Origin of the sequence: Pseudomonas sp. WS 5503 (assembly GCF_012985385.1) — a bacterium.
In the GTDB taxonomy this organism is placed as follows: domain Bacteria; phylum Pseudomonadota; class Gammaproteobacteria; order Pseudomonadales; family Pseudomonadaceae; genus Aquipseudomonas; species Aquipseudomonas paracarnis.
Genome location: NZ_JAAQWI010000001.1, coordinates 68,560 through 89,117, shown reverse-complemented (window position 1 = coordinate 89,117; position 20,558 = coordinate 68,560). Strand labels below are relative to the sequence as shown.

The following is a 20,558-nucleotide window of genomic DNA, read 5'->3' as shown; positions in this document are numbered from 1 at the left end:
CATTCCTGGCAGTTACAGTCATTGCTGTAGGGGCCGGGCATGGTGACAATCCCCCTCTGTTTTTGTTGATGGAACCTGTATGTCGCAGCACGTGTTTTTTACCCACGCCAATGGCTTCCCTTCGGCCACCTACGGCAAGCTGTTTGCCGCCCTGGCCCCGGAATATGCGGTGGCCCATCTGCCGCAGCACGGTCACGACCCCAGGTTCCCGGTGGATGATAACTGGCAAAACCTGGTGGACGAGCTGATCCATCATCTGGAGCAGCAGCTAGAGCCGGTATGGGGCGTGGGCCATTCCCTGGGTGGCGTGCTGCATTTACACGCGGCCATGCGCTGCCCGCACCTGTACCGGGGCGTGGTGATGCTGGATTCGCCGGTGCTCACCCGCGCAGACCGCTGGGTGATCCGCGCTGCCAAGCGTTTTGGCTTTATCGACCGTCTCACCCCGGCTGGGCGCACGCTTGGCCGGCGCGAAGAATTCACCGACCTGGACACCGCGCGCAGCTATTTCGCCGGCAAGACCTTGTTCCGTGGCTTTGACCCCGATTGCTTTGACGCGTACCTGCAACATGGCCTGCAGCAAGTGGGCGATCGCCTGCGCCTGCGGTTCGACCCAGCCACCGAAATCAGCATCTATCGCGGCGTGCCCCACACCAGCCCGGGCCAGGTGCGCCAGTTGAAGGTGCCGCTGGCCGTGGTGCGTGGCCGCCAGAGCCGGGTGGTTATGCGTCACCATGCCAGCGGTGTCGACCGCTTGCCCATGGGCGAAATGCTCACCATGCCCGGCGGCCATATGTTTCCCCTCGAACGCCCTCAGGACACTGCTGCCTTGATCAAGACCCTGTTCGCCCGCTGGCAGGCCCGTGAGCGCAGTTGCGCATGAGTACGCCCGTCGAAGAGGTACGCCTGAGCCTGCCGCACATCGAACTGGCCGCGCATCTGTTCGGGCCCGAGGACGGCCTGCCGGTAATTGCCCTCCATGGTTGGCTGGACAACGCCAACAGCTTTGCGCGCCTGGCGCCCAAGCTGCGAGGGTTGCGCATCGTCGCCCTGGACATGGCGGGGCATGGGCATTCGGCGCATCGCCCGGCTGGCGCCGGTTATGCCTTGTGGGATTACGTCTACGACGTGCTGCAGGTGGCTGAGCAACTGGGCTGGAAACGTTTTGCATTACTTGGCCACTCCCTGGGCGCCATCGTCTCTCTGGTAGTGGCCGGGGCCTTGCCGGAGCGGGTGACATACCTGGGCCTGATTGACGGCGTGATCCCACCGACCGCCAGCGGCGAGAACGCGGCCGAGCGCCTGGGCATGGCGTTGCAGGCGCAATTGAGCCTGCAGGACAAGCGCAAGCCGGTCTACAACAGCCTTGATCGAGCGGTCGAGGCGCGGATGAAAGGCGTGGTCGCGGTCAGCCGTGAAGCGGCGCAGCTCCTGGCCCAGCGCGGTTTGATGCCCGTACCGGGCGGTTATACCTGGCGCAGCGATAGCCGCCTGACCCTGGCGTCGCCGATGCGCCTGACCGACGAACAAGCCATGGCCTTCGTGCGAAGGGTAGGGTGCCCTACCCAGTTGGTGGTCGCGGCTGACGGCATGCTGGCGAAACATTCCGAATTGCTTTCTCAGCTACCCTTCACGGTTACCATGCTGCCAGGCGGCCATCATTTACACCTGAATGACGAGCTCGGTGCGGCTCTTGTTGCAGACTGTTTCAATCGGTTCTTCTCCACGCCTTGACTTGGCGGGGTCAACTGCCGAGGCTGGGCGGATTGAAAGGGAGTCAACCATGAACACACTCGATATCGCTGTGACCAACATTGGCCAGGGCTCACTGATCCGATGAGCCTGGGTAAAGGATGTATCCGTGCCCTGGGCCTTTGTTGTTTCAGCCCCCTGGTATTTGCCGCCGATCTGCCCGGCAGCCAGGATCTACCGGCGGTAGCCCGTCAGGTTGATGCGCAAATCGTCGATTACCGCCCCGCTGAAGACAAGGAACGCATTTACCCCATGGGCGCGATCCGCAAGATCAGCGGCCAGTTACGTTATGAAGGCCAGGCCATCGCACGCGGCCCAGCCACTGCAATCACCTATGAATTGCCCGCCGAACACAGCTCCAGCGCCGCCTTTACCGCAACGCGCGAAGCTTTGCAGGCCAAGGGTGCGCAGTTGTTGTTCTGGTGCAAGGCCCGCGATTGTGGCGAAAGCAGCCTGTGGGCCAACGAAGTGTTTGGCAACGCCAAGCTGGTGGGCGCCGACGGCCAACAGGAATACCTGCTGCTACGCCTGGCCGCCCCGCAGGACAATTCCCTGGTCGCGCTGTACGGCATCACCCGTGGTAACCGCCGCGCCTACCTGCATGTGGAGCAACTCGACGCCAGCGCGCCCTTGGGCGAGCTGCTGCCCACCTCGGCCACCCTGCTGCGTGAACTCAAAAGCACTGGCGAGCTGGATTTTCCCACGTTGGTTGCCGAGCCTGACGACACTTGGCTGACCTTGATATCCCGAGCCTTGAACCTCGACACCACCCTGCGCGTGAGCCTGAGCGGGCCGCAGGCCGAGGCCTGGCGCCAGGCGCTGGTGGAGAAGGGCGTGCGCACCGCCCGTCTGGAAACCGGCACCGGTGAAACCCAAGGGCTGCATCTGCATCTGATACGCTAAGCACCACAGGGCGAACGGACCCGTGCCGTTCGCCTAAGCTCTCTTCCTACAGCCTTCTTTTCGAGATACCCGATGCTCAATAACGATCGCCTGCTGGTGCAAATCCTGCTGCTGGTGCTGTTTGGTGCCAGCTTCTGGGTCATGGCGCCGTTCTGGTCGGCGCTGTTCTGGGGCGCGGTGCTGGCATTTGCCAGCTGGCCGCTGATGCGTTTGCTCACCCGTTGGCTCGGCGGCCGAGAATCCCTGGCCGCTGGCATCCTGACGTTGGGGTGGATGTTGCTGGTGGCGGTGCCATTGGTATGGCTGGGGTTCAACCTGGCTGACCATGTGCGTGATGCGGTGGCGCTCATCAAGGACATCCAGGTCGACGGCTTGCCCGAGGCGCCGACCTGGTTGGGGTCGATCCCCTTCGTAGGCGAGCGCCTGGTGGCGACCTGGGACAGCATTGATCAACAAGGCGCGGCGCTGATGGTGAGCATCAAGCCGTACCTGGGCCAGGTCGGCAATTGGTTGTTGGCGCGCAGTGCGCAAATTGGCGGCGGCATTCTTGAGCTGACCCTGAGCCTGGTCTTCGTGTTCTTTTTCTACCGTGACGGGCCGCGCCTGGCGATGTTTGTGCACCGCCTGTTGGAGCGCCTGATTGGCGAGCGCGCTGGCTATTACATCGAACTGGTGGCCGGCACGGTACAGCGGGTGGTCAATGGTGTGATCGGCACTGCTGCGGCCCAGGCGCTGCTGGCCCTGATCGGCTTTCTCATCGCTGGCGTACCGGGCGCGCTGGTGCTGGGTATCGTGACTTTCCTGCTCAGCCTTATTCCCATGGGGCCGCCGCTGGTGTGGATCCCGGCCACGGCGTGGCTGGCGTGGAAGGGCGATTACACCTACGCGGTATTCCTGGGCGTGTGGGGCACGTTCGTGATCAGCGACGTGGATAACGTGCTCAAGCCGTACCTGATCAGCCGTGGCGGCAACCTGCCGTTGGTGATTGTGCTGTTGGGTGTGTTTGGTGGGTTGATAGCGTTCGGCTTTATCGGCCTGTTTATTGGCCCGACGTTGCTGGCGGTGGCCTACAGCCTGTTGACAGACTGGAGCGCGAGCCAGGCGCAAGTACGTCGTGAAGACAAACCGTGTAACTGATCGGTGAATACATAACGGGCCTTCTGTAGGAGCGAGCTTGCTCGCGAAAAACGTCAACGATAACGCGTGCGTCCTGAATAAACGCGGCGCCTGTGCGTTTTTCGCGAGCAAGCTCGCTCCTACATTTTTGGCCTCCCACAGGTGCAGGTCGTGCGACTGCCTTCTTAAACCCTCGGCAACCACATCACCGCCGTCAACCCACCGCCCGGTGTATCTTCCAGGCTCAGGTGGCCGCCGAGTCGCTCGACGGCCTCCCTGGCAATGGTCATCCCCAAACCGACCCCTCCGGAATTGCGGTTGCGCGAACCCTCCAGGCGAAAGAACGGCTCGAACACCGCTTCGCGCTTATCGGCGGCGATTCCCGGGCCGTGGTCGATCACCCGTATCACCAGGGCGCCACGGCTGTCAGCCAGTTCTACCCGGGCGGTGCCGGCATAGCGCAGGGCGTTGTCGATCAAATTGTTCAGGCATGAGCGCAGCGCCATCGGCTGTACCTGCAACGGTGTACAGGTGCCGGAAAATTTCACGTCGCGGCCTTGGTCCTGAGCGTTTTCACTCAGGGATTCCACCAATGCCTGTACGTCGAGCCAATGTCGTGTCTCGCTGGTGCGCTGTTCGTGCAGGTAGCTCAAGGTGGCATCCAGCATGCCGATCATGTCGTCCAGGTCTTGGCGCATCTGGCCTTGCAACTTGGGGTCTTCGATCTGTTCCAGGCGCAGCTTGAGGCGCGAGAGGGGGGTGCGCAGGTCATGGGAGACCGCGCCGAGCATGCGGGCGCGCTGGCTGACTTGTTCGCGGATGCGCTTTTGCATCAGGTTGAAGGTCGAGGCCGCCTGGCGCGCTTCGCGAGGGCCGGATTCCACCAGGGGCGGGCTGTCGAGGTCGACGCTCAAGCGCTCGGCCGCCGCGCTCAGGCGCTGGATCGGCCGGCTCAGCAGTTTGGCGCCGTACCAGGCGGCAATGATCAGCGAAATAAATTGAAATGTCAGGGGTACCACCGGGCCGCCAAACCAGGGGCGAGGCGCTTTGTGCAAGGGCGTGAGACTGCCGTCTGGTTGTTCGACGAACGCCGCGCGGGGCGGTGGCGGCGGGCCGTAGTGGTGGAACCAGAAGAACGCCAGCACGTGGGCCAGCACAATCGCCACCAGCAACAGGCCGAACAGTCGCCCGAACAGCGTATTGAAGGGGGCGCGCATCAACCGATATCCCGGGCGTCGAACAGGTAGCCTTCGCCGCGTACGGTCTTGATCAGTTGCGGAGCCTTGGGGTCATCCCCCAGCTTCTGACGCAGGCGCGACACCAGCAAGTCGATGCTGCGATCAAAGGCCTCGATAGAGCGCCCACGGGCCGCGTCCAACAGCTGTTCGCGGCTCAGCACACGGCGCGGGCGTTCGATGAACACCCACAACAAACGAAACTCGGCGTTGGACAGCGGCACCACCAGGCCATCATCGGCCACCAACTGGCGCAGCACGCTGTTCAGGCGCCAATTGTCGAAACGGATATTGGCCCGCTGTTCGGTGCGGTCATCACGCACCCGGCGCAGAATTGTCTGGATACGCGCGACCAGTTCCCGGGGTTCGAACGGCTTGGACATATAGTCGTCTGCCCCCAGTTCCAGGCCGATGATGCGGTCTGTGGGTTCGCAGCGGGCGGTGAGCATCAGGATCGGAATGTCCGACTCGGCGCGCAGCCAGCGGCACAATGTCAGCCCGTCTTCGCCCGGCAGCATCAGGTCGAGCACCACCACATCGAAGGTCTCCGCTTGCATGGCTTGGCGCATGGCGGTGCCGTCGGTGACGCCTGAGGCGAGAATATTGAAGCGTGCCAGGTAGTCGATCAGCAGTTCGCGGATCGGCACGTCGTCGTCGACAATCAGCGCGCGAGTATTCCAGCGCTTGTCTTCGGCGATCACCGCGTCTTTTGGCGCTTCGTTTACAGGGTCGCAAGGGGTATGCATAGCGAGGTCATCTGCCTGAGTGTGGCTGTCAGCATAGGCGCCCAGTTCCAGGGCTGGAAGTGCTGGGCGGACGGTCATGTGCGCGAGGCTAGCCGGACGGCGTATTGAGGGCATGTCGTGAATGTATCGGCGCTGAAACAATCATCCTGAATCGCCTATATTGGGCGCTTGATCGGTATTTACCGATCATCGGATCCCGCAACGGCGCTGCTTGCGCTACAATCCGCGCCGATTTCGACTTGCCTGAGAGCCCATTCCAATGTCCGTCTGCCAGACTCCTATCATCGTCGCCCTGGATTACCCCACCCGTGACGCCGCACTGAAGCTGGCTGACCAGTTGGACCCCAAGCTTTGCCGGGTCAAGGTCGGCAAGGAACTGTTCACCAGTTGCGCGGCGGAAATCGTCGGCACCCTGCGTGACAAAGGCTTCGAAGTGTTCCTGGATCTGAAATTCCATGACATCCCCAACACCACGGCGATGGCCGTTAAAGCCGCGGCCGAGATGGGCGTGTGGATGGTCAATGTGCACTGCTCCGGTGGCCTGCGCATGATGAGCGCCTGCCGCGAAGTGCTGGAACAGCGCAGCGGCCCAAAACCGTTGTTGATCGGTGTAACCGTGCTCACCAGCATGGAGCGCGAGGACCTGGCGGGCATTGGCCTGGATATCGAGCCGCAGGTTCAGGTGTTGCGCCTGGCAGCCCTGGCGCAGAAAGCCGGCCTCGACGGCCTGGTGTGCTCAGCCCTGGAAGCCCAGGCCCTGAAGAACGCTCACCCCTCGCTGCAACTGGTGACACCGGGTATCCGTCCTACCGGCAGCGCCCAGGATGACCAGCGCCGCATCCTGACCCCACGCCAGGCCCTGGATGCGGGCTCGGATTACCTGGTGATTGGCCGTCCGATCAGCCAGGCGGCGGATCCTGCCAAGGCGTTGGCAGCGGTCGTCGCCGAGATCGCCTGATTTTTAGAGCGGCAAAAATGTGGGAGCTGGCTTGCCTGCGATAGTATCAACTCGGTATCACTTAGAGACCGAGTTGCTTGCATCGCAGGCAAGCCAGCTCCCACATCTGTTTTCGTGGTGTGTCAGCTGACTTTGAGCACCAACTTCCCGAAGTTCTCGCCATTGAACAGCTTCATCAGCGTTTCCGGGAATGTCTCCAGCCCTTCGACAATATCTTCCTTGCTCTTGAGCTTGCCCTGGGCCATCCAGCCGGCCATTTCCTGACCCGCCGCCGCGAAGTTCGCCGCGTGGTCCATCACCACAAAGCCTTCCATGCGCGCACGATTGACCAGCAATGACAGGTAGTTGGCCGGGCCTTTGACCGCTTCCTTGTTGTTGTACTGGCTGATTGCGCCGCAAATCACTACGCGGGCTTTGAGCGCCAGGCGGCTGAGCACGGCGTCGAGAATATCGCCGCCGACGTTATCGAAATACACGTCCACGCCTTTGGGGCACTCGCGCTTGAGGGCGGCGGGCACGTCTTCGTTTTTGTAGTCGATGGCGGCGTCGAAGCCCAGCTCATCCACCAGGAACTTGCACTTTTCGGCGCCACCGGCGATCCCCACCACGCGACAGCCTTTGAGCTTGGCGATCTGCCCGGCGATGCTACCCACGGCACCGGCAGCACCGGAGATCACCACGGTGTCACCGGTTTTCGGGGCGCCGGTCTCCAGTAGGGCAAAGTACGCCGTCATGCCGGTCATGCCCAGGGCGGACAGGTAGCGGGGCAGAGGTGCCAGCTTGGGGTCCACCTTATAGAAACCACGGGGCTCGCCGAGGAAGTAATCCTGCACGCCCAGTGCACCGTTCACGTAGTCCCCCACCGCGAAGTTCGGATGCTTCGAGGCAATCACCTTGCCTACGCCCAAGGCGCGCATCACTTCGCCGATGCCTACTGGTGGGATGTAGGACTTGCCTTCATTCATCCAGCCACGCATGGCCGGGTCGAGGGACAGGTATTCATTGCGCACCAGCACTTGGCCGTCCTGGGGTTCGCCCACTGGCACTTCCTGGTAAGTGAAGGTCTCTCGCGTGGCGGCACCGACCGGGCGTTTGGCGAGCAGAAATTGGCGGTTGGTCTGGGCGGTCATGGCAAGGACTCTTTAGAAATGGAACATGAGTGATAGACCCTCAGTGGCAGAAGGGCAAGGGTGTGCAAAGCAGGCGAATGCCCGGTAATAGGCTTCGCTGATAATCAGCCGTGCGGCTTTATCACTGCGATTCATGCAGCGCCAACCGGCCTTCTGATAGTGCTGACGCGCGGCTGCCGGCGTTGGCTAGACTCGCTCCACCGTTACTAACCCCCACAGGACAGTTCCCATGAGCATGACGTTTTCCGGCCAGGTCGCCTTGGTGACCGGCGCCGCTGCTGGTATTGGCCGCGCCACCGCGCTGGCATTCGCCGCCGAAGGCTTGAAGGTGGTGGTCGCGGACCTTGATGTGGCAGGAGGCGAGGGCACTGTGGCACTGATCCAACAGGCCGGTGGCGAAGGGATATTTGTGCGCTGCAACGTCACGCTCGACACGGACGTGCAGCAATTGATGGCACAAACCGTCGCCACCTATGGGCGCCTGGACTACGCCTTCAACAACGCCGGCATCGAGATCGAAAAGGGCAAGCTGGCCGACGGCAGTCTTGATGAATTTGATGCCATCATGGGGGTTAACGTCAAAGGCGTGTGGCTGTGCATGAAGTATCAGTTGCCGTTGCTGTTGGCCCAGGGCGGTGGGGCCATCGTCAACACCGCATCGGTGGCGGGGCTGGGGGCGGCACCGAAGATGAGCATCTATGCGGCGTCCAAGCATGCGGTGATTGGCCTGACCAAATCGGCGGCCATCGAGTACGCGAAGAAGAAAATTCGCGTGAATGCCGTCTGCCCGGCCGTGATTGATACCGACATGTTTCGTCGCGCCTATGAGGCCGACCCACGCAAGGCTGAGTTTGCCGCCGCCATGCACCCGGTGGGACGCATTGGCAAGGTTGAGGAAATCGCCAGCGCCGTGTTGTACCTGTGCAGTGATGGCGCAGCGTTTACCACCGGTCAGGCCCTGGCGGTGGACGGTGGCGCGACGGCGATCTAGGACCGCGCTTGGCACGCTGTTTGAAAAGAGCGCGGGGTGATGTGGGGCGTTTCCATAGCTGGCAGAGTGCCGTGGCTGAATATGTTTCCTAAGGTAAATAATCTAATAAAATCAATACTTTAATAAAACTTGGCGACCGGTTTTACCAGGCTTCTGTGCTTAACTGTTTTGGGTTAACAGACAGTTTAAGTGAGTGGCTCATGGATTTAGGGATCGATCGACAAGCCCTGGTACCGGTTGTTCAGCAGATCGTCGGCGCGGTGGCAGAATGGATTCGCAAGGAGGGGGTGAGCCCTGGCACACGCTTGCCGTCCATTCGCCAATTGGCCCTCGATAACCTGCTGAGCCAGTCCAGCGTGATCGAGGCATTCGAGCGCTTGGTGGCCCAGGGGCTGCTGGCTCCCAGGCAGGGTTCGGGGTTCGTGGTGGCGCATCCCGCCACGGCCCACGAAAACCATTGGTATGAAGGTGCGGAACAAGGCTGGGGTGCATTTACCGATAGCCCGCTGGGCGAGCTGAAGTTGGGCTGCGGTTGGTTACCCGACACTTGGCGCGAAAGCGATGACATCAGCTACGCGATCCGTGAACTGAGCCGCACCGACACTGGTGGCCTGTTCAACTACAGCACACCCTTGGGGCTGCCGGCGTTGCGCGAACAACTGCTCAAGCGCCTGACGCAGATTCACGTGCCCGCCAGCCTGGACTGTATCCTGACCACCCATGGCGCCAGCCATGCCCAGGACCTGCTGATACGCACGTTGCTCAAACCCGGTGATGAGGTGGTGGTCGAAACACCCGGGTATGGCAATCTCTACCGCCAACTGGCCTTTCGGGGGGTCACGCTGCTGCAAGTGCCACGTGCCCATGGCGGCCCGGATATCCCGGCATTGGAAGCGCTGCTGCAAACCCATCGGCCCAAGTGCCTGTTCATCAACAGCCTGTATCACAACCCCACCGGCACCAGCCTGTGCCGTCCGGTGGCGGAGCGGTTGTTGGAGCTGGCCCGCGAACTCGACTTCCTGATTATCGAAGAGGATGTGTACGGCGACCTGCAGCATGCCAGTTGTACGCGCTTGTCAGCGCTGGCCCATGATGACCGGGTGATCTATGTGTCGAGCTTTTCCAAGACCTTGAGCAGCGCCCTGCGCGTGGGTTACCTGTGTGCCAGTGCTGCGATCATTACGCAATTGGCCCAGCTCAAGACCCTGACAGGCATCGGCACTTCACGGTTTGCCGAAGCCATGGTGGCGACGTTGCTGAGTAACGGCACTTACCGTAAGTGGGTGCAGCGCCTGCGCAAGCGCTTGAATGCACAGATGGCCGCGACGTTGCAGGTACTGGAGGATGAAGAGTGGCAGGTATTTGCCGCACCCGCGGGCGGGATGTTCCTGTGGGCACGACCAGGCTTGGCCGACCCCTCGCGATTGCAAGCCTGCGCCCAGCGGCTGGGTGTGTTGCTGTCGCCCGGCGCATTGTTCAGCCCCACGGGCGAGCGCAGCGAATGGTTACGCATCAATGTGGCCTACGCGGCTGATCAACGCGCATTGACGCTGTTCCGAGCCATGGGCGCGGCAAGATCGACCTCGACCATTCTGAAAACGACGCGCATGTAGCTTTTTGCCATTATTCCGGCGCCAGCGGCTTGTGCTCAGTGCCTCGGGGTTGCGAATCTCGCTGCTTGTAAACCTGGCTTATGGCATTTGCCATTGCAAGAGGATCAAGTGCAATGATTTCGGGCGTGCAACGACGTTTCGCCAACCTCGGTATGGCAAAAAAACTCGGCTTGGGGTTTACCCTGGTACTGCTGCTGACGGCCTTGGTAGCGGCCATCGGTGTGTGGTCCCTGCAGACCATCGGGCAGCGCTTCGAAGGCCTTACGTCGATGTCCACGCTCAACAGCGACCTGCTCAAGGTGCGCTTGATCGAGCAGGACTATGCGTTGCACGCCGACCCCAAGGCCGTTGATGCCCTGCATGCCAGTGTCGATGCGCTGCTGGCCCAGGCCACGCGTCTCAAGGCTCGGTCTGCCAGCAACGAGCGAGTGATGGGTGACGTTGAGCAAGCCTTGGTCGCCTATCGCCAGGCATTCGATGAGTTCGTCGAGTTGACCCAGACCAAGGACCTCGCCCTGGAAATGGCCAGTTGGTCGGTGTCCAGCGTGGCCAATAACCTGGATGTGCTGCAAGCCGGGCTGGCGGACGACGGTGCCTATGGCCTCAAGGAAAGCCAAGGCAAGGAGGGCGCGGAGTTTATCGAGCAGGCGGGGCAGGTCAGCCAGGTGTCGCGTCTGATGTTGCAGGCCATGAACGAGGCGCGGGTGCGCCTGGATCAGAGCCGCAGGGCGGACGCAGACGACGCCGGGCAGGGCAAGATCGAGCAAGCCGACCAGGCCCTGGCTGAAGTCGAGAAACTCAAAACCACGGTCAAGGACCCCGGCTACCAGACCGTGCTCAATGAAGTCTCCGGGCATATCGCGTCGTTCAGTGACAAGCTCGGCGAATACACCGGGCTGTTGGCCCAGGAAAAAGTGGTCTACACCCAGTTGCATGACCGCGCCGAGCAAGTGGTGAATCGGGTCAACCAGGCGTACGCCGCCGAAGACCAGTCCATGCAAACGCAGTTGCAGCACAGCACGCTGCTGATCATCGGTTCATCTGCCCTGGCGCTGCTGGTGGGCTTGATCGCTGCATGGGTGATCACCCGCTTGATTGTTGCGCCGTTGCGGGCGGTAATCGCCGTGGCTCAGCAGATCGCCTCGGGTGACCTGAGTGGGCGCATGGAGATCAGCCGGCGTGATGAAATCGGCCAACTGATGCAGGCGATGCAGCAGATGGGCAACAGCTTGAGCCAGATGGTCAGCGGGTTGCAGGCGGGGATCGAACAGCTCGCCAGCTCCGCGCATTCATTGTCCAGCGTCACCGAGCAAACCACTGCCGAAGTCAGCAACCAGAAGGACGAAACCGAGCAAGTCGCTACGGCGATGAACCAGATGACCGCCACGGTGCACGATGTGGCACGCAATGCCGAGCAGGCTGCCCAGGCCGCGCAGACCGCGGATGCCAAGGTCGATAGCGGCCAGCAGGTGGTGCGCATGAGTCTGCAGCGTATCGAGTTGCTGGCCACATCCAGCAACAGTGCCAGCGCCAGTATCGAAAGCCTCAGCGCGCAAATCCAGAATATAGGTACCGTCTTGAGCGTGATCCAGAGCGTGGCCGAACAGACCAACTTGTTGGCTTTGAACGCTGCGATTGAGGCGGCGCGTGCTGGTGAGCAGGGGCGTGGCTTTGCAGTGGTGGCAGATGAAGTGCGGGCATTGGCCAAGCGCACCCAGCAATCGACCGAGGAAATTGAACGGCTGGTCAGCACCTTGCGCAGTGCGGCGCAGTCCTCGGTGCAGCAGATCCAGCAGAGTGGCGAGCTGGTGAAGCTGGCGGTCAGTGATGCGCTGGAAACCGAAGGGGCCTTGGGCAGCATTGCGGCGGCTGTTTCATTGATCCAGCAGATGAACCAACAGATCGCCGCCGCCGCCGAGGAGCAAAGCTCGGTGGCCGAAGAGATCAACCGCAGCGTCACGAGTATTCGGGCGAGTGCCGATCATTCGGCGTTGAGCATGCAAGGCAATGCCGCCTCGAGCATCCAGTTGGCGCAGTTGGGCGCGCAACTCAAGGGGATGGTGGGGCATTTCCGCCTTTGATCGCAGCGTAGGCGCTGCGATCTGAGGGCGGGGCGATCAGGCGTGGTTGGCGAGGAAGGACAGCAGCGCCTCGTTGACGAAGTCGGGGTTCTCGCGGCTTGAGATATGCCCAGCCTCGGGGATCAGGATCAGGTCGCAACCAATCTGGTCGGCCATTTCCTTGGATTCTGCAGGTGGCCGGGGTTTGTCCTGTTCGCCGCACATCACCAAGGTGGTGTCGGCGTCCAAGCCAGGTAATTGCTCCAGGATGTCTTCGCGGCTGAAAATCAGGCGGCCCAGCGGCACGATACTGTCCAACAAACGTTCTCTGGGGAAGTCTTGCAGTGACTGGCGAAAATCCCGGTACAGCGCGGATTCGCGGTCGATGCCCGGGCGGAAGAAGATCGGTGCGATCACATCCAGCAACGGTTCGGGGATCGCCCCGGCGTCTTCAATCATCTTGAACAGCGAGAAATAATACTGGCGCGTTGCTTCGGGTTCGGCCCCGAGGTAGGTGTCCATCAGCACTACGCTGTTGATGCGCTCGGGAGCTTGCAATGCCAGGCGTGCGCCCCACATGCCGCCGACCGAGAGGCCCACCAGGTTGGCTTGCTCGATACTCAGGTGATCCAGCAACGCCAGGGCCTGGCGGGCGAGGTCATCCAGGGAATGAGTGGGTGCTGGCAACGGCCCGGACTCACCGTGGCCCCACAACTCGGGGATGATCACGCGGTATTGCTGCGACAGCGCTTCAATCTGCGGCGCCCACATGTCGCTGGCCCACAGGTAACTCGAACCCAGTAGCACGACAGGGCCGGCGCCCTGGTCGATATAGTGCAGCGGTTGTCCATCAATCACGGCGACAGGCATAACAGGCCTCGAATTTCACGGAGTGAGGGGCACTTTTTTACGCTAGTCGGGAGCGGGGGGATAGGTGCACATTGATGGCATGTGATGATTTCACTGTGGGAGCTGGCTTGCCTGCGATGAAGGCCTGCCAGCCGATGCTCACCTACCTGACACCCCACAATCCCACTGTGGGAGCGGGCTTGCTCGCGAAAGCGGTGTGTCAGTCAACATCAATGTTTGCTGGGCCGACGTCTTCGCAGGCAAGCCACCACCTTTGATCTTCGTTGCTATGAGCATTGCGTTCGCGTTGCCATCAATCGTAGATCGCTTTCTTCTTCCACTCGGCGTCGGCATCGACGACTTTCAAGCCCTCGGTCAGCTCGTTGACTTCGTCCTCGGCCGGCTTGCTGTTGGTCAGCACTGTGGAGTTGGCGCGCGCCAGTTGGGACTCCAGCAGTTGCAACTGGGCGCTGTAGAGCACCGGCTCCGGTTGTTTGCGCAGGTACTGCACGCCGCGCTCGAACGCCAGGCGTGCCTGGCCGGGTTGGCCTTGCAGCAGGGCGTGCTGGCCGAGGTTGTTGAAAAACTCGATATGCAGCAGCACCAGGATATGACGGATTTCCTTGATCCAGTGCTTGGCCTCGTTGGTCGGCAGGAAGCCATCCTGGGCGGCGCGGGTGACTTGGCCGTGCAGGGCTTCGAGCAGGAAGCGCACGTCCTTGGCCTTGGCTTCGGTCTGGATCGGGGCCGGTGGGTTGGGCACCGGAATCGATTCGCCTTGGGCGATCAGCGCATTCAGTTCGTTGATGCGGGCCTTGAGCGGTGTGCTGGACTTGTTGAGGTTCAACAGGCGCTGGTTGACGTTCAGTTCCAGGCGAGCCAGCAACAGCTTGAGCGCTGGGGTCATCAGTTGGCCGGGGAAGGTCTCGGTGATTTCACCGCAGCGACGCAGCCGATCGTTAAGCTCGATCTCGGTACGCTTCTTTTCCAGCTTGTTGTTTTCCACCACGTGGTTCATGTAGCCAATGGCGATCAGTATTACGATCCCGGCTATTACCAGCAGGGTGATCATGAGTGGTGTCACCGGTGTGACCTCTTTAATAGGGTGTGCTGTGGAGTGTAGTGACTGGGTCATCCGGCGGATAGGACCGATCGACCAGTTGCCCAGGTGATTTCTTCTATATAGGTAGGCGCTTCCTGAATGGATGCACATTGCCATCATTTGTCAGGGTGAACTATAGCGTCTTGTCGAACGCCAGAATATAGGCGCCAAGGCTCGGACGGTGCCAATGCCCGCGAAGGCCGTGAAACCATGGCGAAGTCATTGATTTAAATAAATTTATCCTTGGGGGTTGACGACCTTTCAATCCATCCATAGAATGCGCGCCACTTACAGCGTAAAGCACACAGCGAAACGCGGTAGGGAGTGAATGTTGTAGGTGTGTCCCCTTCGTCTAGTGGCCTAGGACACCGCCCTTTCACGGCGGTAACAGGGGTTCGAGTCCCCTAGGGGACGCCATATGCGGGAATAGCTCAGTTGGTAGAGCACGACCTTGCCAAGGTCGGGGTCGCGAGTTCGAGTCTCGTTTCCCGCTCCAATTTACAAGCAGTGTGGCCTTCGGGCGGCATTGAGTGAAACCAGGACCAAGTCTTCGGACAAGGCCTCTGGGCACTGGAACACACACCATGTGTTTCAGTAGCGTGTCCCCTTCGTCTAGTGGCCTAGGACACCGCCCTTTCACGGCGGTAACAGGGGTTCGAGTCCCCTAGGGGACGCCATTTGCGGGAATAGCTCAGTTGGTAGAGCACGACCTTGCCAAGGTCGGGGTCGCGAGTTCGAGTCTCGTTTCCCGCTCCATATTTAACGAAAACGCCGATCAGTGATGATCGGCGTTTTTGTTTGTGCGCAATTTACTTCGCCAGCGCACCACCCCGTTCAAAGCGTCGAAGGGATCTCTTGCCGTGGCATGAAAAAACGCGCAAACAGTTCGGACTGAGATTTGATATTCAGCTTGCTGTAGATGTTGCGGCGGTGGACTTTGATGGTTTCTGTCGACAGCGACAGCTTGCCGGCGATCTCTTTGTTGGAGAACCCACTGAGGAGTAACTTGAGCACGTCCTTTTCACGTGCCGTTACTTGTGTTTCCAACTGAGTAAGTGCCTCGGCCCATGGGGCCGGCTCGGCGAGGTTTTTCGTCGGGTCAGTTTCAAAAAACATGCGTTGATGCATCAATGCCGTCACCCACGGCTTGATCATGTCCAATACTGTTATCTGCGCCTGGGTGAATCGCAGGTTGCTGCCAAACGACATGCACAGCGTTGTACCGGCATCGAGCCGTACATTGTATTGCGCCTCATCGACCGAGATGTATTGCGCGAAATATTGTTGGTAGTACTCGGTTTCCCGGAAGTGTTCCGGCGCAATATCGAGCAGATGGAAGAACCCGCTCTGTGGGTTTTCTCGATCAGCGATATAGAACGGGTCCAGCAGATACAGGCCTTTCACATAGCGGTGAATAAAGGCGTCGATTTCTTCGCTGTCTGCTACTTCGGGCAGGCTGATCACGCGCACCGCGTGGTCGCCAAAAACCAGCACCACCCAATTGTCTATCTGCACATATTCATTCAATACGCGAATCAAAGAACTCCAGAACTCCGGGCGATTGAGCTGCATGATCAGTTTTCCAACCGATCGGTGCCAAGCCAGGCTATGAAGGTCAAGCGACATGTTCTACCCCTTTAGGGTTAGGGCTTTGCAGGCCAGAGCTAAGTACTTGTAGGTATTTACTATTCGTTGATGCTCGGTATATTCACCCCGAGCTTACGATAGCCATGAAGGCGTGTCGTGTGGACAGGGATAGTCATATGAGTCGAGCACACTTGCGAGCTATTTTTTTAGCTTCGCTCCTGGGCGCTGCAACCAGCACGCCCGCAGCCGCCGCTGAATCTTCGGTGTATCTGTATAACTGGTTCGGGTTTCTTGAACCGCAGACGCCCAGGCAATTCCAGCAGGAGACCGGCATCAAGCTGCATATGGATGCTTTCGACAGCGCCGAAATCATGCAGAGCAAGGTCATGGCTGGGCGCACCGGCTATGACCTGGTCGTGGCCACCTCCAATGTATTACCCGGCTTGATCAAGGCTGGGGTGCTGCAGCCGCTGGATCGCGCGCAGTTGAGTAACCTTTCGCACATCGACCCTGACATCCTCTCCCTGCTGGCGGTCAATGACCCAGGCAATCGCTACGCCGTGCCCTATGTCTGGGGTACCACTGGCATTGGCTACGACGTGGATAAAGTCAAGGCGGCGCTGGGCGATGACGCCCCGGTGGACAGTTGGGACCTGATCTTCAAAGAAGAAAACATCAGCAAGCTCAAGTCTTGTGGCGTAGCCATGCTCGACTCCCCCAGCGAAATCATTTCGATCGCCTTGCACTACCTGGGGTTGCCCAGTAACAGTACCGATCCAGAGGATTACCAGAAGGCCCAGGCGCTGTTGTTGAAAATCCGTCCCTATGTGCTCTATTTCGACTCGTCCAGAATCGACGCCGACCTGGCGGACGGCAATATCTGTGCAGTCGTCGGCTGGGCCAATGGTGCGCTGGCCGCTCAGGCGATTAATGAAAAGTCCAACAGCGGCCGCAAGATTGCCTACAGCCTGCCGCACGAAGGCGCCTTGGTCTGGTCTGAAAACTGGGTGTTGCTCAAGGATGCTCGCCACCCAAAGGCCGCTCTGGCGTTCATCAACTACATGCTGCAGCCGCAGGTGATAGCCAAGACGTCCAACTACATGCTCTATCCCAACGCCAACAAAGATGCCACTGAGTTCGTCGAGCAAAAGTTGCGGGATAACCCTTGGATTTATCCCGATAAAAAGACCATGGCCACACTGGTTCCGCTTGAGCCCTTGCCGCTGAAGGCGGAGCGCATTCGCACACGGGTCTGGACCAAGGTCAAAAGCGGTACGTGACGGGGTCGGGGAGGGAGACAGCATGCGCCAGGGTCGTGATCAGCGTTATTTAGAGTCGGACGACTACAAGGCCTACAAAGAGATTGAAGAACAGATCGGCCTCTGTACGCCAGAGCAAGCCTGGGCCATGTATTACGTTTCGACGGGCATGGTGCGTGAAAACATTACCCTGGCCGTGATGGAGCACATTGGCCGGGGCAATCGTGCCCTGTTGCTTGAGTTTCCAGACCTGGTGCGAATCGCAGGGCGTGACGCTGAGCCGGGGGAGATCGCCTCCAACTGGCCTCTGCTGCGAAGGCGTCCTCGGTAAGTCTACTCTGCGTATCTCTGGAGGGGCGAGGTGCAGGCGGTTGTAGGTTATTATTGTGAGGCTTGTAGGGAAAGTCTGTGTTTTTTGTGGGGGCGATACCTTTTCGCCCTGTGCTCTCTACTCTGGCCACCCATTCTCCTTGTCCACTTCAGAGAACTGACCGGATGCTTCAACTCGATTTCTATTCAACCCTCGTTGCCGCTTCACTGGTGCTATTGCTGGGGCGCGGGCTTGTGGCTCGCATCGGCTTCTTACGTACCTACAACATTCCGGAACCAGTAGCCGGTGGCCTGTTGGTCGCCATGCTGCTCCTGGCGTTGCGCGCGTTTGCCGATATCGAAGTACGCTTCGATCCTTCATTGCAAACCCCGTTGATGCTGGCGTTCTTTGCCACTATCGGTTTGAACGCCGATTTTGCCAGCCTGAAGAAAGGCGGGCGGATCCTGGCGGTGTTTCTGCTGGTGGTAACGGGCTTGCTGGTGGTGCAAAACGCCATGGGTATCGCGCTGGCCTCGGCGCTCGGCCTTGACCCATTGATGGGCCTGCTCGCGGGCTCGGTGACCTTGTCCGGTGGGCATGGCACCGGTGCGGCCTGGGGCGCGGTGTTCAGTGAGCAGTATGGCGTGGCGTCTGCGTCTGAATTAGCGATTGCCTCGGCGACCTTTGGCCTGGTGCTCGGTGGACTGATCGGCGGGCCCGTGGCGCGTTTTCTGATCAAGCGGGTCGAGGTTCCAGGTATTGGGCAACCGCAATCGAGCCTGGCCAAGGGGTTCGAGCAACCGAACGAAGAGCGCCTGATCACCGCGTTTTCGTTTATCGAGACCCTGGCGCTGGTGGCGATCAGCCTGCAGGGCGGCAACTTGTTGAATGCCGCCATCCAAGGCACCGCTTTCGAATTGCCGACGTTCGTGTGCGTATTGTTCGTCGGTGTGGTGCTGCGCAATGGGCTGTCGATGCTCGGCTGGCATCAGGTGTTCGAACGCGAAGTCTCGGTGCTGGGCAATGTCAGTTTGTCGTTGTTCCTGGCGATGGCGCTGATGTCACTCAAGCTCTGGGACTTGGCGGCACTGGCTTTGCCGATTGTCGTTCTGCTGGCCGCACAGGCATTGCTGATGGCGCTGTTCGCGATTTTCGTGACGTTCCGGGTGATGGGCCGCAACTACGATGCGGCGGTGCTGGCGGCAGGCCATTGCGGCTTCGGGCTAGGCGCCACGCCTACGGCGATTGCCAATATGCAGGCGGTGACGCAGCGCTTCGGGCCTTCGCAGATCGCGTTTCTGGTGGTGCCGATGGTGGGCGCGTTCTTCATCGATATCGCTAACGCGGTGGTGATCAAGTTGTACCTGGCGCTGCCATTTCTAGGGGCCGCAGGGTAAGTTTTTCAGCGCCTGCCCATGGCGTTCATCGCCCGGGCCAGGCGCTGAGTGGCTTGCTGGATTTCGTCCCGGTCGAGGGAGGCAAAGCCCAGGCGCAGCGCGTTTACCGGTTGGTCGTTGGGGGAAAACTGACGACCACTGCGCACCACAACGCCGTGGTCCAGTGCAGTGCTTGCCAACTTATCGACGTCTATTTCTTCCTCGAAACGTACCCATAGCGCCAAACCACCCTCGGGCTCGCGCACTTGTATGCGAGCACCAAACGCCTGATCCAGGCAATCTTGCAATACCGTGCGGCGCGCCCGATATTCTTTCGACACGCGGCGCAAATGCTTCTTCAACTCCCCCTCATTGATCAGGTCTGCCAGCATGGCTTGAGCGACCGCGTCGGTATCGCCCAGCATCAGCGCGGCATTGCGTTGCAGGGCTTCAATCACAGAGGTGGGCGCCACGATATAGCTGCAGCGGAACGTCGAGCCCAGCACCTTGGACAACGAGCCGATGTAGAGCACATGGCGTTGGGCGCGGTCACTGGCCAGCGGCAGGTAAGGGCGGCCACTGAAATGGTATTCGTGGTCGTAGTCCTCTTCGATAATGCAGAAGTCATGCAGCGCGGCCAACGTCAGCAAGTGCTGCCGGCGTGCAGCGTGCAAGCTCACGGTGGTGGGGAATTGGTGATGAGGCGTGAGGTAAATCATGCGCACCTTGTGCTCACGGCATAAGCGCTCGATCTGGTCTGTGCGGCAACCTTCATCATCAATGTCGACCGTGACCAACTTCGCCCCGAGCTTGCGGAAAATTTCCCATGCCGGTGGGTAGCTCAGACGTTCCACCAGGACCACGTCGCCGGGCTTGAGCAGCAGGCTGGCGCTCAGGAACAGGGACATCTGGGTGCCCTGGGTCAGGCAGATATTTTCGGCAGTGACCGTCAGCCCACGGTTGTTGCGCAGCATTTCGGCCAGGGCGCAGCGCAAGTGATAGCCGGTGCCTTCGCTGCCGTAGCGCACGGTATTGGAGGCAAAGCTGTTGCGCAGTGCATGGCGATAGTAACGGTGCAGAACTGCCTGGGGCAGCAGGCGGTGGTCGCTGGTGCCGTTGTCGAAAAACAGCGCATCGCGCCGATGCTGTAGAGCGACCACTTGGGCGTTATGGGTGAAATAGGGTACCAGCGGTTGCTCCAGTAACGGCGGCGCGAATGACGGTTGCGTAACGCTGGGCAGGTGTTTGAGTGTCAGCTTTACATTGACGAAGGTGCCACGGCGCGGCTCGCTGGTCAGCCAGCCCTTGGTCATGGCTTCTTCGTAGGCCAGGATCACCGTCTTGCGGTTGACGTCGAGCAAGTGTGCCATTTCCCGCGTGCCCGGCAGTAACGTCCCGGGCGGCAGGCGGCCTTCGAGGATGGCATTGACCAAGCCTTCGGCGATCTTGCGGTAAGTCGCCTGGCTTGCACCTTCTTCAAGCCGGAGCAGTGGACGCCATTTACGCATCTGGACCATCTTAAGTATCCAAATCTGGAGGTTTTAATGGGCCTAGTCTAGCGCAACAATCAA

18 protein-coding genes and 4 tRNA genes are annotated in these 20,558 nt (G+C 60.2%); 15 read left to right on the top strand and 7 right to left on the bottom strand.

What is annotated here, in order from left to right:
• The first annotated feature begins 79 nt into the window (after positions 1 to 79).
• The 4 genes from HBO10_RS00440 (at position 80) to HBO10_RS00425 (ending at position 3,792) form a co-directional block, all read left to right on the top strand.
• Positions 80 to 883 carry an alpha/beta hydrolase gene (locus HBO10_RS00440; RefSeq protein WP_034127208.1) on the top strand — a complete coding sequence of 268 codons (804 nt, stop codon included), beginning with the start codon at positions 80 to 82 and terminating at the stop codon, positions 881 to 883.
• Positions 880 to 1,734, top strand: a complete 855-nt coding sequence (locus HBO10_RS00435) for an alpha/beta fold hydrolase (RefSeq protein ID WP_034127209.1) — start codon at positions 880 to 882, stop codon at positions 1,732 to 1,734. The genes HBO10_RS00440 and HBO10_RS00435 overlap by 4 nt, the downstream gene beginning before the upstream one ends.
• A 102-nt stretch (positions 1,735 to 1,836) precedes the next feature.
• A complete protein-coding gene (locus tag HBO10_RS00430) occupies positions 1,837 to 2,655 on the top strand; it encodes a DUF4892 domain-containing protein (protein ID WP_034127210.1) in 819 nt (272 codons plus the stop codon).
• A 72-nt stretch (positions 2,656 to 2,727) separates the two neighbouring features.
• Complete coding sequence (locus tag HBO10_RS00425; RefSeq protein ID WP_169921879.1) at positions 2,728 to 3,792, top strand: AI-2E family transporter; 1,065 nt, start codon at positions 2,728 to 2,730, stop codon at positions 3,790 to 3,792.
• 164 nt (positions 3,793 to 3,956) lie between these two features.
• Here HBO10_RS00425 and HBO10_RS00420 read toward each other — a convergent pair whose 3' ends face one another.
• Both HBO10_RS00420 and HBO10_RS00415 read right to left on the bottom strand, forming a co-directional pair.
• Positions 3,957 to 4,988 (bottom strand): ATP-binding protein, encoded by a 1,032-nt coding sequence (locus tag HBO10_RS00420; protein WP_034127211.1) that lies wholly within the window; start codon positions 4,986 to 4,988, stop codon positions 3,957 to 3,959.
• Positions 4,988 to 5,752 (bottom strand): response regulator transcription factor, encoded by a 765-nt coding sequence (locus tag HBO10_RS00415; RefSeq protein WP_034127268.1) that lies wholly within the window; start codon positions 5,750 to 5,752, stop codon positions 4,988 to 4,990. The genes HBO10_RS00420 and HBO10_RS00415 overlap by 1 nt, the downstream gene beginning before the upstream one ends.
• A 259-nt stretch (positions 5,753 to 6,011) precedes the next feature.
• Between HBO10_RS00415 and pyrF the strand changes: the two genes are divergently transcribed.
• Positions 6,012 to 6,710, top strand: coding sequence for an orotidine-5'-phosphate decarboxylase (pyrF, locus tag HBO10_RS00410; protein WP_003190068.1), 699 nt, complete (start codon positions 6,012 to 6,014; stop codon positions 6,708 to 6,710).
• A gap of 122 nt (positions 6,711 to 6,832) precedes the next feature.
• On the opposite strand, the gene HBO10_RS00405 is transcribed toward pyrF, so the two are convergent.
• Entirely contained in the window at positions 6,833 to 7,840 is a 1,008-nt protein-coding gene (locus HBO10_RS00405) for an NADP-dependent oxidoreductase (RefSeq protein ID WP_169921878.1), read from the bottom strand.
• Between the two features lie 229 nt (positions 7,841 to 8,069).
• On the opposite strand from HBO10_RS00405, the gene HBO10_RS00400 reads away from it, so the two are divergent.
• From HBO10_RS00400 to HBO10_RS00390, 3 genes are all read left to right on the top strand, one after another.
• Positions 8,070 to 8,831 (top strand): SDR family oxidoreductase, encoded by a 762-nt coding sequence (locus HBO10_RS00400; protein ID WP_034127212.1) that lies wholly within the window; start codon positions 8,070 to 8,072, stop codon positions 8,829 to 8,831.
• A gap of 200 nt (positions 8,832 to 9,031) precedes the next feature.
• Positions 9,032 to 10,444 carry a PLP-dependent aminotransferase family protein gene (locus HBO10_RS00395; RefSeq protein WP_034127213.1) on the top strand — a complete coding sequence of 471 codons (1,413 nt, stop codon included), beginning with the start codon at positions 9,032 to 9,034 and terminating at the stop codon, positions 10,442 to 10,444.
• Between the two features lie 113 nt (positions 10,445 to 10,557).
• Complete coding sequence (locus HBO10_RS00390) at positions 10,558 to 12,525, top strand: methyl-accepting chemotaxis protein (RefSeq protein WP_034127214.1); 1,968 nt, start codon at positions 10,558 to 10,560, stop codon at positions 12,523 to 12,525.
• A gap of 36 nt (positions 12,526 to 12,561) precedes the next feature.
• On the opposite strand, the gene HBO10_RS00385 is transcribed toward HBO10_RS00390, so the two are convergent.
• Both HBO10_RS00385 and HBO10_RS00380 read right to left on the bottom strand, forming a co-directional pair.
• Positions 12,562 to 13,374 (bottom strand): alpha/beta fold hydrolase, encoded by an 813-nt coding sequence (locus HBO10_RS00385; RefSeq protein ID WP_169921877.1) that lies wholly within the window; start codon positions 13,372 to 13,374, stop codon positions 12,562 to 12,564.
• Positions 13,375 to 13,666: 292 nt separating this feature from the next.
• Positions 13,667 to 14,437 (bottom strand): hypothetical protein, encoded by a 771-nt coding sequence (locus HBO10_RS00380; RefSeq protein WP_034127216.1) that lies wholly within the window; start codon positions 14,435 to 14,437, stop codon positions 13,667 to 13,669.
• 359 nt (positions 14,438 to 14,796) lie between these two features.
• On the opposite strand from HBO10_RS00380, the gene HBO10_RS00375 reads away from it, so the two are divergent.
• The 4 genes from HBO10_RS00375 (at position 14,797) to HBO10_RS00360 (ending at position 15,211) form a co-directional block, all read left to right on the top strand.
• Positions 14,797 to 14,872 (top strand) — tRNA-Glu (locus HBO10_RS00375).
• 3 nt (positions 14,873 to 14,875) lie between these two features.
• Positions 14,876 to 14,951: transfer RNA gene (locus HBO10_RS00370), tRNA-Gly, on the top strand.
• A gap of 105 nt (positions 14,952 to 15,056) precedes the next feature.
• Positions 15,057 to 15,132, top strand: a tRNA-Glu gene (locus tag HBO10_RS00365).
• Positions 15,133 to 15,135: 3 nt separating this feature from the next.
• A tRNA-Gly gene (locus HBO10_RS00360) sits at positions 15,136 to 15,211 on the top strand.
• Between the two features lie 78 nt (positions 15,212 to 15,289).
• Here the strand turns inward: HBO10_RS00360 and HBO10_RS00355 are convergent.
• Positions 15,290 to 16,081, bottom strand: a complete 792-nt coding sequence (locus tag HBO10_RS00355) for a LuxR C-terminal-related transcriptional regulator (protein WP_034127217.1) — start codon at positions 16,079 to 16,081, stop codon at positions 15,290 to 15,292.
• A gap of 137 nt (positions 16,082 to 16,218) precedes the next feature.
• On the opposite strand from HBO10_RS00355, the gene HBO10_RS00350 reads away from it, so the two are divergent.
• The 3 genes from HBO10_RS00350 (at position 16,219) to gltS (ending at position 19,008) form a co-directional block, all read left to right on the top strand.
• On the top strand, positions 16,219 to 17,322 hold the full coding sequence (locus tag HBO10_RS00350) for a polyamine ABC transporter substrate-binding protein (RefSeq protein ID WP_034127218.1): 1,104 nt from the start codon (positions 16,219 to 16,221) through the stop codon (positions 17,320 to 17,322).
• Between the two features lie 22 nt (positions 17,323 to 17,344).
• A complete protein-coding gene (locus tag HBO10_RS00345) occupies positions 17,345 to 17,632 on the top strand; it encodes a hypothetical protein (protein WP_034127219.1) in 288 nt (95 codons plus the stop codon).
• Positions 17,633 to 17,796: 164 nt separating this feature from the next.
• Positions 17,797 to 19,008, top strand: coding sequence for a sodium/glutamate symporter (gltS, locus tag HBO10_RS00340; protein WP_034127220.1), 1,212 nt, complete (start codon positions 17,797 to 17,799; stop codon positions 19,006 to 19,008).
• 5 nt (positions 19,009 to 19,013) lie between these two features.
• Here the strand turns inward: gltS and HBO10_RS00335 are convergent, their stop codons facing one another.
• The gene (locus tag HBO10_RS00335) at positions 19,014 to 20,504 is read right to left on the bottom strand and encodes a PLP-dependent aminotransferase family protein (protein WP_034127221.1); all 1,491 of its coding nucleotides are present in this window, start codon (positions 20,502 to 20,504) and stop codon (positions 19,014 to 19,016) included.
• Between the last annotated feature and the right edge of the window lie 54 nt (positions 20,505 to 20,558).

Excerpts from the sequence above, each read along its gene's own strand:
- HBO10_RS00350 (WP_034127218.1), top strand. The coding sequence starts at position 16,219 with ATGAGTCGAGCACACTTGCGAGCTATTTTTTTAGCTTCGCTCCTGGGC.
- HBO10_RS00420 (WP_034127211.1), bottom strand. The coding sequence starts at position 4,988 with ATGCGCGCCCCCTTCAATACGCTGTTCGGGCGACTGTTCGGCCTGTTG.
- gltS (WP_034127220.1), top strand. The coding sequence starts at position 17,797 with ATGCTTCAACTCGATTTCTATTCAACCCTCGTTGCCGCTTCACTGGTG.
- HBO10_RS00405 (WP_169921878.1), bottom strand. The coding sequence starts at position 7,840 with ATGACCGCCCAGACCAACCGCCAATTTCTGCTCGCCAAACGCCCGGTC.
- HBO10_RS00385 (WP_169921877.1), bottom strand. The coding sequence starts at position 13,374 with ATGCCTGTCGCCGTGATTGATGGACAACCGCTGCACTATATCGACCAG.
- HBO10_RS00335 (WP_034127221.1), bottom strand. The coding sequence starts at position 20,504 with ATGGTCCAGATGCGTAAATGGCGTCCACTGCTCCGGCTTGAAGAAGGT.
- HBO10_RS00435 (WP_034127209.1), top strand. The coding sequence starts at position 880 with ATGAGTACGCCCGTCGAAGAGGTACGCCTGAGCCTGCCGCACATCGAA.
- HBO10_RS00440 (WP_034127208.1), top strand. The coding sequence starts at position 80 with ATGTCGCAGCACGTGTTTTTTACCCACGCCAATGGCTTCCCTTCGGCC.
- HBO10_RS00355 (WP_034127217.1), bottom strand. The coding sequence starts at position 16,081 with ATGTCGCTTGACCTTCATAGCCTGGCTTGGCACCGATCGGTTGGAAAA.
- HBO10_RS00390 (WP_034127214.1), top strand. The coding sequence starts at position 10,558 with ATGATTTCGGGCGTGCAACGACGTTTCGCCAACCTCGGTATGGCAAAA.
- HBO10_RS00425 (WP_169921879.1), top strand. The coding sequence starts at position 2,728 with ATGCTCAATAACGATCGCCTGCTGGTGCAAATCCTGCTGCTGGTGCTG.
- HBO10_RS00415 (WP_034127268.1), bottom strand. The coding sequence starts at position 5,752 with ATGCATACCCCTTGCGACCCTGTAAACGAAGCGCCAAAAGACGCGGTG.
- HBO10_RS00345 (WP_034127219.1), top strand. The coding sequence starts at position 17,345 with ATGCGCCAGGGTCGTGATCAGCGTTATTTAGAGTCGGACGACTACAAG.
- HBO10_RS00395 (WP_034127213.1), top strand. The coding sequence starts at position 9,032 with ATGGATTTAGGGATCGATCGACAAGCCCTGGTACCGGTTGTTCAGCAG.
- HBO10_RS00430 (WP_034127210.1), top strand. The coding sequence starts at position 1,837 with ATGAGCCTGGGTAAAGGATGTATCCGTGCCCTGGGCCTTTGTTGTTTC.
- HBO10_RS00400 (WP_034127212.1), top strand. The coding sequence starts at position 8,070 with ATGAGCATGACGTTTTCCGGCCAGGTCGCCTTGGTGACCGGCGCCGCT.
- pyrF (WP_003190068.1), top strand. The coding sequence starts at position 6,012 with ATGTCCGTCTGCCAGACTCCTATCATCGTCGCCCTGGATTACCCCACC.